Origin of the sequence: Streptomyces sp. NPDC058525 (assembly GCF_042719495.1) — a bacterium.
In the GTDB taxonomy this organism is placed as follows: Bacteria; Actinomycetota; Actinomycetes; order Streptomycetales; family Streptomycetaceae; genus Streptomyces.
Window position 1 is genome coordinate 1 of record NZ_JBHXNP010000079.1, and the last position, 16,419, is coordinate 16,419.

At 66.6% G+C, this 16,419-nt stretch carries 13 protein-coding genes; 6 read left to right on the forward strand and 7 right to left on the reverse strand.

What is annotated here, in order from left to right:
• Positions 1 to 253: 253 nt before the first annotated feature.
• Both ACFWP3_RS29855 and ACFWP3_RS29860 read right to left on the reverse strand, forming a co-directional pair.
• Entirely contained in the window at positions 254 to 1,180 is a 927-nt protein-coding gene (locus tag ACFWP3_RS29855; protein ID WP_384227122.1) for a Scr1 family TA system antitoxin-like transcriptional regulator, read from the reverse strand.
• 375 nt (positions 1,181 to 1,555) lie between these two features.
• Positions 1,556 to 2,137, reverse strand: a complete 582-nt coding sequence (locus tag ACFWP3_RS29860; protein ID WP_384227125.1) for an ATP-binding protein — start codon at positions 2,135 to 2,137, stop codon at positions 1,556 to 1,558.
• A 164-nt stretch (positions 2,138 to 2,301) separates the two neighbouring features.
• Here ACFWP3_RS29860 and ACFWP3_RS29865 point away from each other — a divergent pair, with 164 nt between their 5' ends.
• The 6 genes from ACFWP3_RS29865 to ACFWP3_RS29890 all read left to right on the forward strand — a co-directional run bounded on the left by ACFWP3_RS29865 (position 2,302) and on the right by ACFWP3_RS29890 (position 7,566).
• Positions 2,302 to 3,687, forward strand: a complete 1,386-nt coding sequence (locus ACFWP3_RS29865; protein ID WP_384227127.1) for a Tat pathway signal protein — start codon at positions 2,302 to 2,304, stop codon at positions 3,685 to 3,687.
• A gap of 72 nt (positions 3,688 to 3,759) precedes the next feature.
• Positions 3,760 to 4,254 carry a TrmO family methyltransferase gene (locus ACFWP3_RS29870; RefSeq protein ID WP_384227130.1) on the forward strand — a complete coding sequence of 165 codons (495 nt, stop codon included), beginning with the start codon at positions 3,760 to 3,762 and terminating at the stop codon, positions 4,252 to 4,254.
• A 445-nt stretch (positions 4,255 to 4,699) separates the two neighbouring features.
• Positions 4,700 to 5,563, forward strand: coding sequence for a helix-turn-helix domain-containing protein (locus ACFWP3_RS29875; protein WP_384227132.1), 864 nt, complete (start codon positions 4,700 to 4,702; stop codon positions 5,561 to 5,563).
• A gap of 174 nt (positions 5,564 to 5,737) precedes the next feature.
• Positions 5,738 to 5,956 (forward strand): DUF397 domain-containing protein, encoded by a 219-nt coding sequence (locus ACFWP3_RS29880; RefSeq protein WP_384227135.1) that lies wholly within the window; start codon positions 5,738 to 5,740, stop codon positions 5,954 to 5,956.
• Between the two features lie 492 nt (positions 5,957 to 6,448).
• Positions 6,449 to 7,012: a DNA-binding protein gene (locus tag ACFWP3_RS29885; protein ID WP_384227136.1), complete on the forward strand. Its 564-nt coding sequence runs from the start codon at positions 6,449 to 6,451 to the stop codon at positions 7,010 to 7,012.
• A gap of 98 nt (positions 7,013 to 7,110) precedes the next feature.
• Entirely contained in the window at positions 7,111 to 7,566 is a 456-nt protein-coding gene (locus ACFWP3_RS29890) for a hypothetical protein (protein WP_384227138.1), read from the forward strand.
• 96 nt (positions 7,567 to 7,662) lie between these two features.
• Here the strand turns inward: ACFWP3_RS29890 and ACFWP3_RS29895 are convergent, their stop codons facing one another.
• The 5 genes from ACFWP3_RS29895 to ACFWP3_RS29915 form a co-directional block, all read right to left on the reverse strand.
• A complete protein-coding gene (locus ACFWP3_RS29895; RefSeq protein ID WP_384227140.1) occupies positions 7,663 to 7,959 on the reverse strand; it encodes a hypothetical protein in 297 nt (98 codons plus the stop codon).
• Positions 7,960 to 8,033: 74 nt separating this feature from the next.
• Positions 8,034 to 11,504: a hypothetical protein gene (locus tag ACFWP3_RS29900; protein ID WP_384227143.1), complete on the reverse strand. Its 3,471-nt coding sequence runs from the start codon at positions 11,502 to 11,504 to the stop codon at positions 8,034 to 8,036.
• 44 nt (positions 11,505 to 11,548) lie between these two features.
• Entirely contained in the window at positions 11,549 to 13,723 is a 2,175-nt protein-coding gene (locus tag ACFWP3_RS29905) for a hypothetical protein (RefSeq protein WP_384227145.1), read from the reverse strand.
• Between the two features lie 172 nt (positions 13,724 to 13,895).
• Positions 13,896 to 14,795: a hypothetical protein gene (locus tag ACFWP3_RS29910; protein WP_384227146.1), complete on the reverse strand. Its 900-nt coding sequence runs from the start codon at positions 14,793 to 14,795 to the stop codon at positions 13,896 to 13,898.
• Between the two features lie 576 nt (positions 14,796 to 15,371).
• The gene (locus ACFWP3_RS29915) at positions 15,372 to 16,361 is read right to left on the reverse strand and encodes a hypothetical protein (protein WP_384227149.1); all 990 of its coding nucleotides are present in this window, start codon (positions 16,359 to 16,361) and stop codon (positions 15,372 to 15,374) included.
• Positions 16,362 to 16,419 lie beyond the last annotated feature (58 nt).

Consider the following 16,419-nt stretch of genomic DNA (forward strand, 5'->3'; position numbering starts at 1 on the left):
GGGGCGTGAACCCACCTCCCGCACGCCCCCAGCACCCGCTCACTGGAGCCAAAAGAACTCGGAACTCTGGTCCCAAAAGAAGTGCTTACAAACACGCAGTCGTGTCCGGCGTCCGAGACCGCGTGGCCCGTGCCGCCAGGCTGCCGCTTGACCCGGGCGCGGCGGGTGAAGGCCGCTGCGTCGAGAGCGAGGAGCCGGGTCATGGGCTGCTCCGGCGGTGTGGCACCGGGCAGGAGCGCGAGCAACACGGCGATCACGAGGCGGCCCTCTGCTCCATGCCCTCGGCCGCGCTCACGAGCGCCTCGTACGTCGCTTCACGGCTCCACGCGGCGTCGGCGGCCTCGCGTAGTCCGGCGCTGATGACCCGGGCGGCGCCGGAGCCGGTCTCGTAGCAAGGGAAGAGGCCGACCCGCACCACCATGCGGTGCCCGTGGAGATTCACCTCGGCGGCTGCACCCACCGTGTGGACGAACAGCACCTCGCCTAGCGGCAGGATGCGGATGGTCAGGCCCGACCCGTCGGAGCTCTCCCGGCTCCTCACGAGATCGGCCAGATGCCGCAGCTGGCCAGCCATCGTCGCGGGGTGATCGCCCCGGCCCCGGGTCAGTACGGTCTCGTCCAGCAGCACGGTCCGCCGCTGCCGCTCGGCCCAGTCCAAGTCGTGCACCCACGACGGCAGCCCGAGCACCGGCTCATCAGGGTCGCCGCACACACCCGGGTCCAGCACGACCCGCTGGTAGGCCTGGGTGCGCAGACCGGCAGGCACCAGCAGGCAGTACTGGACGACCTCGCTCGCCAAGCGCATCACAGCGATATGGCGGGCCGTCGCCTCGTCGCAGGCCACGTCCACCCAGCAGTCGTGCGGGGCGAGCCGGCCCTCACCCCGCTCCTCGTACTCCCTGCGGTCGTAGCCCTGCGGCGGCAAACTCCCCACCAGGAAGCAAGCATGGTCGTCTGCCACGCCGTAGAGCCGGAGCAGCGTGCCAAGCGCGTCCGGCCGGATGGGGGACTCAGCCCGCTCCCACCGGCTGACGGCCGATGCGGACACCCGGACGGCGCGGGCGGCGTGCTCCAGTCCCATGTACTGCGCCTCGCGCAGGCACCGCAGGTAGAGGCCCGTCACGATCCGGGCAGGTGCCTGCGGCACCTCGGCCAGCGGCGACGGAACAGTGTGAAGCATGGGGAAAGGTCCTCGCGTGTGTACGGGTGGTCAGGGCAGGTTGTGAGTGGGGACGGAGCCGGGTCATCCGTCGCCGGCGGGGACAGCCGACCGGTCAGCCGGGGGCCGAGGAGCACCAGGGCGGCCATGGTCAGCACGATCAGGACGGCGATGACCAGTCCGGTGGCGGTCACCACTGCCTCAGCACGGATCCGCCACAAAGGATGGTGATCACCGCGGGGACGAACGTCGGAACTCGGATGTCCTGATCGGATTCGGGGGTGGGGGCGCCGTCAGTCAGCACCATCGACACGGTTTCCTGCGCGGAGAAGATGACAGACCGGGCAGCAACAGCGGAGGGGGCCCGGCGTCGGCCGGAGCGGACACGGACGAGACTCACGACGACACCGCCCCTCCGAGCAGGTCCAGCTCGAACCACACCGTCTTGCCCGTCATGCCCGGTGCCGGCAGGTCCGTTCCCCAGCGCGTGGCCAGGGCGTCGACCAGGTGCAGCCCTCGGCCGCCCTCCTCATCCGCGCTCGCCGACCGGGGAAGAGGCTGCCTGGTCGACGGGTCCTCCACCTCCACCCGCAGGCGCCCCCACGCGTGCATGGCCCTGACGGAGAAGAAGCCCTCCGGCCTGTTCTCGCACCCATGCGTCATGGCGTTCACCATCAGCTCCTGCGCGACGAGCATGACCCTGTCTGCGCACTCGGACAGCCCCGAGCTCTCGAGCAGGCAGACGAGCTGACGGCGGGCTCCAGCAACTGCCTCCGGCCGAGCGGACACCTCCGCCGCCATCTGGAAGTCACGCGGACGACAGACCGGAACGGCGCCCTCTCCGGACGGACGACCGCCCGGTCCTCGGTCACGGCGAACCAACGGCACTGTGCACGCCCCCCGAAGGCCGGCCATCGGGTACTGCATGTTCATCAGCTGCCCTTCCCGGCCCCCGAGGGAGCCAATTCCGGTCACCATCCGAGCTCGTGGGCATGACACGCCCGATTCCGCTACAAGACCTGGGGTTGGAGGAATATCGTCCGTAGGAGACAACCGCGTGCGAGGACCGACGGGAATGCCGGCAGGCGCAGCGATGTGATGCACGTGATGCGAGATCGTTTCAGGGACAGGGGCGCACACCCATGGCGCGCACACGCAACACCCGGCTGGAAGCCGTCATCCAGGAATGGGGCCTGTCGCAGCGGCAACTCGCTGCTCGGTTCCGCGCCGTCGCCGCTGAAAACGGCGCCACCGAACTCCTGCGCTACGACCAATCCCGCATCGCCCGCTGGATCGGCGGCGCCACACCGGAAGGCCGCGCAGCGCATATCTTGGCCGAGACGCTCTCTCGCGGCCTCGGTCGCACCATCACGCTGACCGACATCGGGCTGGCACCGGACGACGCCGCAGACCCGCAGACGCCGGCGTGGAGCGTCGACACCCTCGCGACGCTGGCGACCCTCGGGAGCACGGACATGGACATAGCTCGGCGCCAGGTGTTGGCACGGTCGGCCTACTCGGTCGCCGGCCTGGTCCTGCCCACCGAAGGCTGGTGGCAAGACGCCGCCGAACGTGCCCGCACCCGCAAGCCCCTGTCGAAGCACACGGTCACGCACGAGGACGTCACGAGCGTGCGCGAGATGACTGCCTTCCTGTCCCAGCGAGATCAGCAGCGCGGCGGTCGCGGCGTGGGGCGCGCCGCCCTGGTCGCCTACCTGCGAACCGACGTCGCCGAACTCCTGGGCGGACGCTTCCCGTCCGACGTGCTGCGCCGGGACATGACGTCGGCCGCTGCCGAACTTGCCTACCTCGCGGGCTGGACGAGCTTCGACGCCGGCGAGCACCCGATCGCGCTGCAATGGCTGACCCTCGCGACCCAACTGGCCGAGGAAGCCGGAGACGCGCCGCTCGCCGGGCACGTGCTGAGGGCCATGGCCCACCAGGCCGTGGACCTGCACCAGCCGGCAGAAGCCGTACGCCTGGCCGAGGGATCCCTCTCCAGCCGCCGCTACGCCGAAGCCTGCTGGCGGGAGAAGGCCCTCCTCGGCGTCGTCCACGCCCGCGGGCTGGCTGCCGCCGGCTACAAGAAGCAGGCCGCGCAAGCGCTCAACCGTGCCGAGGCCGATCTTGCCCGCGCTAGCGGGGACGGTGACGAGCCCGGCCGGGTGTGGTTCTTCGCCGAGGCGAGCCTCGCGCATGAGACCGCCGCCGCGCTGCGGGACATGGGTGACCTGAAGGGTGCTGAGGAGCAGTTCAAACGGAGCGTCCGCACCCGCAAGACGCCGTTCAAGCGGACCCACTCCGTCACCCTCGGGTACCTCGGCGAGGTCCAGGTCCGGCAGGGGCAGCTCGACGCGGCTTGCGCTACGTGGCATCAGGCACTCGACACGATGACCGGTGTCCAGTCCGGGCGAGCCCGAGAGACCGTGGTCCAGATGCGCCGCGCGCTGAGCCCTGTACTCCGCCGAGGAGGCGGCCCCGCTGTCGACCTCGACGCACGAGCCCGGGCGGTCCTCGCAGACAGGTGACCCGTACGGTAAGGAAGCCCGGAGCGGAGGGTGACTTCGCTGACGCCGGGGAGGCCCCAGGAGAGGTGACGCGTGTTCGACCAGCACATCCAGCTGCCGGTGATCGCCATAGTCGTAGGAAGCCAGACCGGGCGTCTTGACGATTTCAAGGGCGGAGTCGAGTCGATCATCCGCCTGGCGTCGAGCATCCCGGAGAGTGCCCTGCAGGGCATTACGGAGTTCAGCCACCTGGAAGTGGTGTGGCACTTCAGCCTTGGATCGGACCAGGACATCGAGCTCGAGCCGCGAAGCCCCCGGGGAAATCCGGACTGGCCGGCCACCGGGGGCCTCGTCCACCGCAACCACCGGCGCCCGGCCCGGATCGGCATCTCCTACCCGCGACTGCACCGAGTCGTAGGGCGAGATCTGCACGTCACAGACTTGGACGCCGACGACGGCACTCCTGTGATCGACCTGGCGCCCGTCTTCCGCGAGATGCTGCCCCGCGGCCCGGTCCATCAGCCGGCCTGGCCCACCGACATGCTTCAGGACTACTGGCGGAGTGCGGAGGATCGTACCCGCCCGTAGCCCCGAGGGCGTTGGCGCCAGCGGATCCAAAAGGCCAGCACCCATACTCACGACGCCGGGCGCCTCCGGGGCCAAGCGCATGGAACGCCCATGTCCGATTGCCGAGTCCGTGAGGCGGACTAACTCAGTGGGCGACGTCCGCTCCCCGCACTGAGCGGGGGCATGCGAGCTGAGGGGCATGAGGGGAGTCCTCGCGTCGAGATGGCACGGTCGGCGCACGTCAGCGCCTACCAACCGTGAGCGATCAACTGCCAACTGTTGCGACCTCTGGAGTATTGCAGCGGTCTCTTCGCTCCGTAAAGCAACTCTGCGAAAATTTCGCAGAGCGCTTCTTCTTGGTGTCTGGCGCTCAGGGTGGCGACTATCGTCACTTCGAACCGCCGGGCGTTGATGGACGCCTCATGAACCGTCAGACTGACGACAAGTCACGGATGAGGGAGACAAGATGGCTGGGACGGACGACAGATCGGTCGCCTTGTGCCGCATCCTGCTCAGGCTGCAGCTTCGCAAGCTGCGGGATGCCAGGGGCCTGACAGCGTCGTCGGTAGCCAAGCAGTTCGGTTGGTCGACGGCCCGAATGACGCGGTTGGAGACCAAGGACACTGCAGTCGAGATCGGCGATGTCCGGCTGCTCTGCGACTTGTACGAGGCTCCACTTGAGCTGCGTGAGGAGCTGGAGAACTACGCCAAGATCACGAAGACGCGGAAGGACTGGTGGGATCTCAAGCCTTTCAAGGGCACGATCCCTGCCTGGTTCCAGGCATACCTGGGTCTGGAGGCCGCCGCTAAGACCATCGGCATCTACCAGTCGGAGTTCGTTCCAGGACTTGCCCAGGATCCCGAGTACGCTCGGGTGATCTTGGGCCTCTCGGATGCCGATGAGAAGACCCAGGAAGTTCAGGCTGAAGTCAGGCTCAAGCGTCAGAGCATCCTCGGTCGACCGCAGCCTCCTTCCGTAACGATCGTCCTGAATGAAGCAGTGATCCGACGGCCGGTGGGCAGCTCGGAGATCATGCAGGGACAGCTCAGGCGACTGCTCAAGCTCGGGGCCACTGATCATGTCAGCGTGCACGTCCTGCCGTTCGGCGTTGGAGCCCACCCCGCGATGCATGGCCCCTTCACCCTCCTCGATTTCGAGGACGAGACGGTTGGGGACCTTGCCTACCTGGAGAACCTCGTAGATGGCGGCGTGCTGTCGGACATCTCAGCCGTCGCTCCGTTTAGCGCCGCGTTCCAGAAGCTCCGCGAGATTGCCGCTTCCGCGGAGGAGTCTGAGCAGATGATCCAGTCGGCCATATCGAACCTATAAGTCCGAAGCGATCATCAGACGGGGCGTGCCGGAGGCGAGCACAGCAGGGTCGCAGGCCCGCCGGCCCTGACCGCCTCGGCTATGGCCCTGCATAGGCCTAGGGGAGACTCTGACTGTAAGACCTCCAGGTCCGATGCCTGGTAGCCGCCGTCCTGGCGGATGTGAAACAAGTTGATGGGAGCGTCCCCCTTGGAGAATGAGCTGATCTGGTGGAAGAGCAGCTACAGCGGTCAGAACGGAGGTGACTGCATCGAGTGCGCCGTCCGGGTCTCTCGGGAGGTCCTCGTCCGTGACTCGAAGAACGCTGACGGGCCACACCTTGGCTTCACAGCGCAGACGTGGACGGACTTCGTCGGGGCAGCGACCGCGAACTCTTTCGGTCCCGCCGTCTAACCCACCTGGCAGAGGCATGAACTGACAACACGACAGCGTCCCTCCTCAACCCAGATGAGGAGGGACGCTTTCTGTTCTACCTTCTACCTCTGCTGACCCTTGTGGCAACAGGGCGGCCCCGAGCCTCGGCGACCCCACAGCCCGACTGCCGAACCGGGTACGGCCCTTGAGCTGGCGAGGCTGCCCCACAGCCCCAGCAACGGCACCTGGGTCCTGGGAGCGCGGCGCCCTGCGTGAGCCTTCGAGATCCGGCATTGACCGCTTCTCGCTGCTGTCGTGCCCGGCGTCCGCCGTGCGCTGCCGGTCATGGCCGAGCCAGTAATCGCCACAGGCATCCGCAAGCCCGCTGATCTCGCTGCATCGAGCACTGCTCCCGGGCCTCTATGAGTGTCTATGTGACGACGGCTAGGGAGTACGCGACAACCCACCTGGGGCCCCGCCGAGCACGCCTATGATCGATGCATGCCGTCGCCCCTTCCCACATCTCTTGCCGTGTCCGACGCCATCACGCACTACCGCCAGCTGCGCGAGCTGACCATCGACGAGCTGGCCTACGTGCTCTTGATGCTCGGTCACCCGATCTCGGCCGACGCACTCGCGGAGATGGAGCGATGTACTCGCTCCGTGACCGTCGACGATCTCGTCGCGATCGCCTATGTGCTCGACACGACCCCCGCCGTGCTGCTGTCTCACATCCCCATCGACATGCCGGAACCCGAGGGGCCTTTTGCCACCGGGCTCCCGAGCGACGTCGACCAGACCGAGCTCCGTGCCTGGCTCGAGGGGAAGACGACGCTCGACCACCAGTCGCGGGTGAGCTGGTTGAAAGAGCGACTCGCCCGTCTCCGGGTCCGTGCAGCACACCACGAAGAGCAACTGCAGGGTGCGTACGCAGAACTGCGCGAGCTTGGCGACCTGGCAGACCAAGAAGCAGACGCCCCGCCCGTGCAGCTTCTGCAGTGGCGCATTCAGGACGGCGAACACGCGCTCAACCAGTCAGAGGTCGCGCTGGCGCTGACTGAGCATCGGCTCGACAGCCTCCGAGAAGGCGCCTGACAGGCGGTCCCGGTCAGCCAAAGTCACCTATCCGTAGGTTATTTTGACTGGTCTTCTATCTCAAACCGACTATCCAGAACGAACGAAGGGGGAACCTCATGAGCATCACCAGGACCGCACGTAGGACGCGGGCCAAGATCGCCGTGTCCATCGCGGCCCTGGCCGCGGGCTCACTCATACTCACCGCCTGCAGCGGAAGCAGCGACAGCGGCAGCGGCAGCAAGCTCGACGGTACCTACTACGTCAAGGACGTCAACGGCACGTCCGAACTCGGCCAGCTGGTCGTCAAGGGCAACAGTGTCTCGCATCATGAGTACACCTGCGATGGTGTCTACGAGAAGCCGGGCGTGACCAGCACCGGCGAGTTCAACAAGGATCAGTCCCAGATCATTTGGACGGTCGCCGGAGAGGACAGCCGTAACAAGCGGACCGGCAGCGAGTCCATCTCAACCAGCGACACCTCGATCAGCATCAGCGGTAGCGCGTACGTACGTGACAACTCCGATGCTGGCAAGGCTCTGCTGGACGGCTTCAAGACCAAGTGCGGGAAGTAGCGTCGACGTCCCGCTCGGCCGCCTCAACAAGACAGATCCCCGTGGACATCGCGTTCACGGGGTTCTGTCATTCCTGGCTGATCAAGCCTCTGACGCCTACTCCTGAAGCTGCTGCGCCCGGTACTCCTCGATCGTCTCCGGCGGTCGGCCGTACTTCGGGGCATGCTGCTCGACGAAACCGGGCTCGGCCCACGTTGCTGGCCTCCGAATCCTCGACTGGGCCACCACGACGAACACCACGGCGCTGACGCCGATGTTGGACAGACACCACCCAGTCAGCAGCACCATCAGCACCACAGGCACCATCGCGCCGAGCGCCACCAGCCACGCGGAAACTCGCCGCGAAGCCTCGAACCGAGCCTCATGCTCCTCCCTTCTCCTCGCGTTGCTCAAAGGGGGACGCACCCGGTGAGAACGACCATCGCGATCATCCTCACCGGGTGCGTCAGCCCTCCACACTCGCCCGATCAGTTCTGCGGCTTCTCGCGTCGGCCACGGCGAAGACCACCCGCCGGCCGCTGCTGCGGCTCCGGGGTCTCCGCCCTCTGAGGCACCGGATCGGCAACCTGGCGCGGAACCGGAGCCCGCCCTGGCGAAGGAGCCGGTGCAGTAGCCGACGGCCGCGGAGCCTGAGCCTGAGCCTGAGGCTGCGGGGCAGGCGTCTGGCGCGGCGTCGACGTCGACGCCTGGATCGAACCCGGCTGACGCGCTGCCTGCGTCCGAGCCGGAGTCCGCGCACCAGGCGCAGCCGGAGTCTGACCCACAGCCGGAGCGCCGGCCCCTGGCTGCCTCGGAGCCGAGGCGCCGTCGCGGCGGGCGTTGATGACGGACAGCAGCCGGTCACGGTTCGCCTGCGCCTCGGCCTGCTCCTGCCGTGCCCGGGACCGGATGGGGGTCTGGGCCTGAGCCGGGGCAGGGGTGCCCTGAGCGGAGCGCGTCGGACTCGTGTTCGGAGCACCCGACTGCGTCGGAGCAGGAGCCGGAGCAGGCACAGCGTCGCCGCTGAAGCGCTGTGGTGCAGCCTGCTGGTTGCTGCCCCGTTGGCTCTGCGCACCCTGGGAGCCCGTGCCGAACTGGGTCGGTCCCGTCTGACCGGCGACAGTCTTACGGTCGCCGCTGGTGGTCACAGCGTCGGTGCTACCCACACTGTTCTGGCCCTGAGCCCCACGGCGAGAGCTTGACGGATCCGTGGACGAGGCCAGAACCTCACCGGCGATGACCTTGTTGCCGTCCGAGGTGTACCCGAGGATCGACAGGCCGCCCTGGTTGCTCAGCCCCTGCGCAGTCTGCTTGTCCGAGCGCGAGCTGCCCGCTCCACCACTCGTCAGCTGCAGCGGACTACCCTTGTCGTCGGGTCCTTCGCTACCGGGCGCGCCCTGAGCACCGGCGGGACCACTGCCGACCGGCAGAGCCTTGACGTCGTCACTGCCGCCGCCGGAGCCCCCACCACCAGGACCACCATCCAGCGCCGGGCTGTCCGGGCCATCCGGTCCATCCTGGCCGTCATCCCCGAGGGCCAGCGGCTGCTGACCAGCGGTCAGTGTCATGGCGTCACCGTTCGTACCGCCGGCGTTCGTCGACGCCGTCTTGCCCGCGGGCTTGCCCGTGCTCGGGGACGCCGGACCGCTGGTCTTGCTGTTGAACCCGTTGGCGAGCTTGTTGCCCATGGCCATACCCGCTCCGGTCCCCGCACCCGCGGCCAGAGCAGGCATCAGCCCGCCCTTGTCCGGCTTCGGCGTGGTGTTCGTCTCGAGGAACTTGTCCACGAGCTTGGTGACCACCTCGTCCATCGCCTGCAGCACAGTCTTGCGCACCCGGAGCAGGGCGAAGGTGATGCCCATGATCACCAGCGAGGAGATCAGGGTCAGGATCACCACGATGATCCCGCCGAGCGCAGCGCTGCCCCACAAGCCGCCCGGGCTCATGAAGCTCGACACAGGGCCAGCCATGATGTCCGGGACCGAGATCAGGAACTCCGAGACGAACTGGTAGACGAACAGCGTGAGGAGGACCTCCAGTATCAGCGCCATGGAGTAGACGATCACTTTGGCGATCGCCTGCATCGCGCCCAGCGTCGCGAAGGGCACGGCGGCCACCAAGCCGAAGATTCGCTTAACCGAGCCAGCCAGCATGCCGATGGCGTACCAGAAGCCGAGCAGGACGATGGAGCCCAGGACCGTGGCTGCGTTGCTCCAGTACATGAACTTCGCCGGCCCCGTACCCACCTGGCTGACGGCCATGTGGCTCTCGCGGGTGAACCCGCTGGTGGCGTTGTTCGACGAGTACATGGTCAGCGAACTGGGGCTGAACCCGGTGTTGAGGTAGTTGTACGCCGTCAGCGGGGACAGGTTGCACGAGGAGGGCGTCTTGCCCACCGTAAAGCCACAGCCGGCCTTCGTCCCCGTCGTCGTAAAGACTGTCGAGTCCGTACCAGGATGAGAGGAGGTCAGGCCCGTGCCGTCGGTCGAAATTACCGGGTGATCGACCGGCTTCGGCCCCTTCTCCTCACCGAACTCCTTCACGTCGCCGTAGCTGCTCTTGTCGACGAACCACCTCTTCTTGACATCCGAGCTCTCGTCCAGCTGCGTGATCGAGCTCTTGATCCCCGACTCGAAGTCGGAGGCCGCTACCTCGCTGCTGGAGATGTACTTGCCGATGATCCCGAAGGTCGAAAACACCGCCTTGAAGTCGTCCGAGGCACTGCCGTCGGTGACGGAGACGGTGCCGTCCTTCCACGCCGACTCGGCGTCGTTGGCCTTCGTTCCGATATTGATGCCGTTGAACGTCGCCCCGTGGGACTGCTTGTTGATCGCCAGCGCACTCGTGCGCACCGACATCATCGCGTCCGGGCTCGCCTGGTCGCCGTTCCAGGAGACCGTGGCCTGGTCCGGGATCCCCAGACGGTCGTTCATCATCCACGCCTCGAAGTCGACGTAGGTGCTCAGCACGACGCGCGTCGGGCCGGCGTGTTGACCAAGAACGGAGTCGTCGAACTTTCCGAGCACGCTTGAGTACATCGACCCGACGAGCGGCAGGCCGACGCCGATGAAGACGACGCGCACGATGAGTTTCTTGATCGCCGAGCCCCGGTCCATCTTCTTGAACATGACCAGGCCGATGAGCAGGACGCCGATGAAGATCGGTACGAGCGCCTGCCACGAGATATCGACGAGCAGGCCGTACCAGCCGCTGATCCAGTGCTGTAGACCCGAGAGCGCGCCGCCTCCGGTATCACCTCCGGTCATACCCTCGGCAAGTGTCGGATTGACCGCCGCGACCGCGCTGTAGAACCACGTGAAGGGGTTGATGAGCTTCAGGAACTGGATGATGACGTAGAACAGCGTGCCGACCGCCAGCGCCAGGGCGTAGAGGGTCCAGATGATCGACCCTCCGATTACGCTCACGATCTGGCCGCCGATGCCCGAGGACATCGTGTCCAGGCCAAGGTCGTTGTTGGCCGCCCCGAAGTGCGCGTAGTCGAGCATGCCCGAGTACTTCGCGTTGCCCTTGTCATCCTTCGCGGCCAGGGTCTTGTAGGTAACGGTCTGCGAGGACCCCGACACCTCGGCGAAGAACCAGCCCACGATGTTTCCCAGGCTGAACTCCGGGTCGGCGTAGCCGAGTATGGAACCGCCCGAGGCCGGGCTGGACGTGACCGGCTTCCAGTTCTCGTGCATGCCCTTGTCGTTCTGCGGCGAGTTCTTCTCGCTGAAGTACGAGCTCGCGTTCGAGGCCAGCTGGTAGAGGCTGTAGTTGTCGCGCTCCTTCTTGTCGTCCGCGGACGCCGGCGAAGAGGTCGCCATCAAGAAGACCGGCACGAGCAGCGCCGCCAGGAGCACGAGGGCGAGCCCGCGCGCGAGCCTGCCCGGGTGGGCTACACCACCGCTGTGACCGGCCCAGGCACGCAGCCTCGCCACCGCCGTGATCGTCCCGTTCATCGTCTCTCCTCTACTCCTCGCCCTCGTTTCAGGGCTGACCCCGCTCATGCCTTGACCAGCTTCTTCGACCTGGGCCTCTCTGCCGGCCGCCTTGCGCCGTTCTCGGGCTGCGGCAGGCTCTTGCCGTCGTTGTGATTGCTCGCGTCGCCCTGGCCCGCGTCAGCCTCACCGTCGCCGCCCTCGCTGTGCTTCCGGATGCTGGTGAGGTTCGCGCCCGGTGCTGGCTTGTCGTGCATGATCGCGTCCATCCGCGCCGCCTCTTCGGCCCTGGCCGCCTCCAGACGGACCTGCCTGCGCTGGGCCTCGCGGTAGGGGTTGATTCCCAGTGCCAAATCCAGGTGGAAGACCACGTTGGAGACGCCCCGGCGCAAGTACGTGAGGTTCTCGCCCTTGGTCGTGATGAGCTGGGCGAGATCCGGCGGGATCCGCTGGTGCAGCTGCTTCTGGTACGCCGCCACCGTTCCGTCGCGCATCGGGCCGAAGAGCGTGTAGTCCGCAGCGTCGAACTTGTTGAAGTCGCTGTCGGCCAGCATCTTGTCGACGTCGTTGTAGCTGTAGACCACTCGGCCGCCACGCTCGTGCATGTGGTCGAACTGGTCCTGGATGTACTTCTTCACCCGGTCGTCGATGTGCTCGGTGCCGTGGATGATCACCGTGTCGCCGAGCCCCAGCTTGCCGACGGCGAAGCCGACGATGTTCACCAGCTGCGCCATCGCCACGCCCTTGCCGCGGCGCATGAGCCGTGAGAAGTCGTAGAACACGCGCCGGGAGTCCCGGACCCCGTCCACAGCCGAGGCCGTGTGGTTGTTGAAGAGGTCACCGTTGGTGCTCAGCATCGCGTTGGCGATGCCCTTGAGCACGTTGTACGCCCGCAGCTGGTCCGCGTCGGTCTTGCTGGAGTTCAGCAGCGCCTTGTGAGCGGTCGCGAGGTAGGAGACGAACATCTGCAGGCGCGGCACCTGGGTGTGCGGGATGTTCACCACACGCAGGCGGTGCCGTTGCTCCTTGGCGTTGTGCCGCCACATACCCTGCTCGATGTAGAAGTCCGTGGCGGTGTCTTCGAGGGCACTGCGGATGATCGAGCCGACGGCACCGTCGGTGGTCTCGTAGAGCTGCTCGAACATCAGCTTGAGCTTCTCCATCTGGGCGGAGAAGACCGTCAGTTCGTCCTCCTCCTCGCCGAACATCTCGAACATGTTCACGTCGCCCTGGTTCAGGTCCACGCGCGAAGTAAGCCGTTCGAACTTCGGGCCGAGCTTGTCGAGGTTCGCTCCGTCAAGGACGAGGTGGACGACCTGGCCGTTGTTCAGCAGCGTTCCCTGCGAGATCTTCGAGCACCACATGTTGGCCACCCGCTGGCGGTCGAGGTACTCGCTGAGCGTGGCGTCAGCGACGATCACGTGATGGTCGTAGGCGTTGACGTCCATGAGCACGGCGCTGTTGTTGACGTCGCCGACCATGTAGCCGACGTACTCGCCGCCCTTGTCGTTGAGGCCGTTGGTCACCAGCGAGTACGAGCCGGCCAGCTCGGTCGAGGTGAAGTGGAAGCCCTTGCCCTTCTTCTTCTCGTTGTTCTTCCACAGGCCCGAGAGTTCCTGGCGCTGCTCGCCGGCATAGGGCGCAGCCTTCAGCGTGCCGAAGCGGTCGATGTACAGGCGCGTGACCCGGTCGATCGTGTCATCCAGGGTCGCCAGGTCGGGGGCCTTGAGAAAGAGCCGGTTGTGCACGGAGAGGTAGCTCGCGCCGTCCTGGAGCTCTCCGATCGTGACCCCGAGGTCACCGGAGATCTTCGCGGCCTTGCGCTTGGAGGAAGTCGTGCCCGTCTCCTCCTGCTCGTTGGCATCGAGCCGTTCCAGCTTCTCCGACTGCTTCGTATAGGAATCGATCCGCTTGTCGTCCATCCGCTTGACCTGCTCAAGCACGACCGCGGTGACCCGCTCGTCCAGGCCGTCCGGGATCCGATCGATGCCCCAGAAGGCGGCGAAGTTGTCGTGCGCGGCGTCGTCGTGGAAGTACGCCATGATGCAGGCGACCGAGCCGTCGACCTGGAAGTAGTCCGAGCGGAAGAGGTACTTCTCCCTCGGCTTCAGCGCGAGCAGATGCGGATAGGCGTCGAACGTGCCCTGGAGGTGCTTCACCTCCCGGCGACGCTGCCACCAGTTCCTCTTCGGCTCGGCGGCCTCATCGGCCACGCCGTCAGCTGCCGCAGTGTCCTGCACGCCCTCAGCCTGAGCAGCGCCGTCCGGGCGCGGATCAGCAACCACAAGCTCCGCGGTCTCATTCGTCTCGTCAGGCTTCTTTCCCGGGATGCCGAGCTGTGCCCGGACTTTCGTCATCAGCACCATGGTGTCCTTCGTTCGTTCCTCGTCATGTGGGTCGGCCTGGCGCTGATCAGTTCAGCGACGCCTTGAGATTGAGCAGTTCGTCGTCGATGCCCCGGTAGAAGACCCGCAGCATCGGCTCGGCCTCCTCGCGATCGAGCATCGTGGCTTCCTTGATCATGAGAGTGGAGCCGCCGACCTCGGCCTGGAGGACCTGGTGCCCCTTGCGCAGCGCGTCGGCGTTCTTGCCCTTGAGCAGCAGGTACTGGTGAATCGAGGGGAACTTCCCGCCCACGTGCTGCGTGAGGATGTCGTACTGCTCGTTCTGCAGCTCGATCAGATCGGGGTCACGGACCTGCAGAGCCTGGTTGCGCTTCTCCAGGTTCGCTACCTGGTGGTAGATCCGCTGCGGCTCCTTCGTCGTGATGAAGGTCTGCTCACAGGTCGTCTCGACCTTGCGCCAGAAGGAGTCGACCCGGTCGAGGATCCCGATCCGGTCCTCGTCGAAGAGCAGATAGCTCGCCGAGCCGACGACCAGGTAGACCCGACCTTCGCCGCCGTCGGAGAAGTGGATCAGCCCGTCCTCGTCGATCCCGTCGATGCCGACGATCGAGTAGAAGTCGGTGGGGTTCGAGGTACGACGGGTGAAGACGTGGCGGGCCTTGCGGGGCAGATACGCCAGGAAGGCCGGCACCCGCATGATGCGCAGTTCCTTCGTCTTCATCAGCCCGCCGAAATAGGCGATCGCAGCCAGTCCCCAGAGGACGAAGAACGTGATGGCGACTGGGCCCGAGCTTGCGACGAACGTCGACGTGCTGAACCACAGCAGGGCGAGGATGCCGCCGCCGAAGAAGAGCAGCTGCTTGATCGGGGAGGGCTTCGCCGCCCAGCCTCCCTTGGCCAGCGTGATCTCGTGGTCGAGGAAGCTCCTGTTCAGCGAACTCGGCACCTTATAGGACAGTTTCGCCATGAATCTCTCATCTCCCCCTGTGGCTGCAATGGCCATTGCTTAACCCGTCGAAAAGCCTTCATGTATGAGGTGTGCGGATGGCATCCTATCCTAGATAGGCTATTCGGGTCGATGTGAAAGGGGCTTCAATGGTAACGTCGGACGACTCGGACTAGTGAGTCCGAGTCGTTGGGTGTCATCTGATCGGCCGGCAGATCGGTCGGGCCGCGGGAGCGGAGGCGCTCAGCCCATCGCTACCGCCTCGAAGCGCGGAACGTCGTCGCCCAGGTCGAGCTCGGCCAGCGCATCGGCTGAGCCGTCCTGGGCGAGGGTCTTTTGGCGGGTCGGTGTCAAGGGGGGTGAGGCCGGCAGGGGCACCTGTTAGGGGTGTCGCGCATCCCCGGGGGCAGTGGTGGAGAGGTCCGCCCCGCCCGGCCATGACGGCCGCAGGTTCTAGCCGTGGGCGAAGCGGCTCACCCCGCCGAACTCCGAAGCCCCGGTCCGATCGAAGATGACCATGGGGCGGCTGATCGCCTAGCGCGACTTCGACGCCCAGCACGCCGTCGGCGCCCTCAGCTTCAGATGGCCCAGGCCTCCCTACCCTTTGCCTCCCTCGCCGTCCCTGGGGCGTTTGCCCGGTGGCGGGGTCGCGGCGATAAAGTCGGCGCTTAGCACGTCCGCGTAGGGGGCCAACTCCTCGTGGGAGGCCACCACGGCGCGCACGATCCGGTTGATCGTGTCGGAGCGGGCCAGGCGAGCGCCCCGAGCCCGGTTGGAAGACCCGGTCAGCAGCGCGCCCCGAGAGAGGTAGGTGCCGCGGGCTGGGCTGATGACACGGCCGGTGAGCGGGTCGGGCTCGTACGTCCCGGCGACGGTGCACCCGACGTAGACGTCCAACGCGCGGGCGGCGTCCCGGTTGACGGTGACGGTGGTCAGGGCGGTGTCCTCGGCGTTCTTGGGCCGCACCTTCCAGCTGGTTCGGAAGCCCTCGTTGACCCGGTCCTCCAAATCGAGGGCGAGGATCGTGCCGGGGCGTAGCTTCTCGTGCCCGAAGTAGCTGTTGAGCAGTAGGTAGATCAGGGCCCGGTCGCGCAGGGCGTCGCGGCCGGTCAGACGGTCGGCGGCGTGCATCATCCACCTCGGGCCGTCTCCCCTCAAGCCGGTGCGCTTGGGGTCGGCCGGCACGGGGGCCCCGGCGAGGCGGGCCCGGGTGAGTTCGGTGTCGACCCCGTCGGTGACGCCCAGAGCGAGCAGGTGCTGGTAGAAGCTCGTGACGGCGGAGACCATCACGGCCCGGGTGGCAAGGACGGCGCTCTCGTGCTCGTCAGAGATCCACACCCCGATGTTTGCCCGTGCGCAGGCGTAGGGGTCGAGTCTGTCTCTGAGGTCGCACCAGTTGAGCCAGGCGGTGGTGTAGGCACGGTAGTGACGGCGAGCCTCGGCGGAGAAACCGCCGGAGGCCAGCTTGTACGGGGACCCCTCGGCGGTCCAGGCGGCGAGCTGCCGGTAGGCGTCGTGGGCATCGTCGCACGGGGCCAGGCGCTCGTGTCCACAGCAGGTCGAGTGGCGGTGCGGGGCATTCGTCACCCCAGAACCCTAGCGATCCTAAGTGTGGTAACGGACCTACCTGCATGGATCGAACGAC

What these genes read in the sequence shown, in the direction of transcription:
- ACFWP3_RS29875 (WP_384227132.1), top strand. Translation starts at nt 4,700, where the DNA reads ATGGCTGGGACGGACGACAGATCGGTCGCCTTGTGCCGCATCCTGCTC.
- ACFWP3_RS29910 (WP_384227146.1), bottom strand. Translation starts at nt 14,795, where the DNA reads ATGGCGAAACTGTCCTATAAGGTGCCGAGTTCGCTGAACAGGAGCTTC.
- ACFWP3_RS29880 (WP_384227135.1), top strand. Translation starts at nt 5,738, where the DNA reads ATGGGAGCGTCCCCCTTGGAGAATGAGCTGATCTGGTGGAAGAGCAGC.
- ACFWP3_RS29860 (WP_384227125.1), bottom strand. Translation starts at nt 2,137, where the DNA reads ATGGTGACCGGAATTGGCTCCCTCGGGGGCCGGGAAGGGCAGCTGATG.
- ACFWP3_RS29890 (WP_384227138.1), top strand. Translation starts at nt 7,111, where the DNA reads ATGAGCATCACCAGGACCGCACGTAGGACGCGGGCCAAGATCGCCGTG.
- ACFWP3_RS29900 (WP_384227143.1), bottom strand. Translation starts at nt 11,504, where the DNA reads ATGAACGGGACGATCACGGCGGTGGCGAGGCTGCGTGCCTGGGCCGGT.
- ACFWP3_RS29865 (WP_384227127.1), top strand. Translation starts at nt 2,302, where the DNA reads ATGGCGCGCACACGCAACACCCGGCTGGAAGCCGTCATCCAGGAATGG.
- ACFWP3_RS29855 (WP_384227122.1), bottom strand. Translation starts at nt 1,180, where the DNA reads ATGCTTCACACTGTTCCGTCGCCGCTGGCCGAGGTGCCGCAGGCACCT.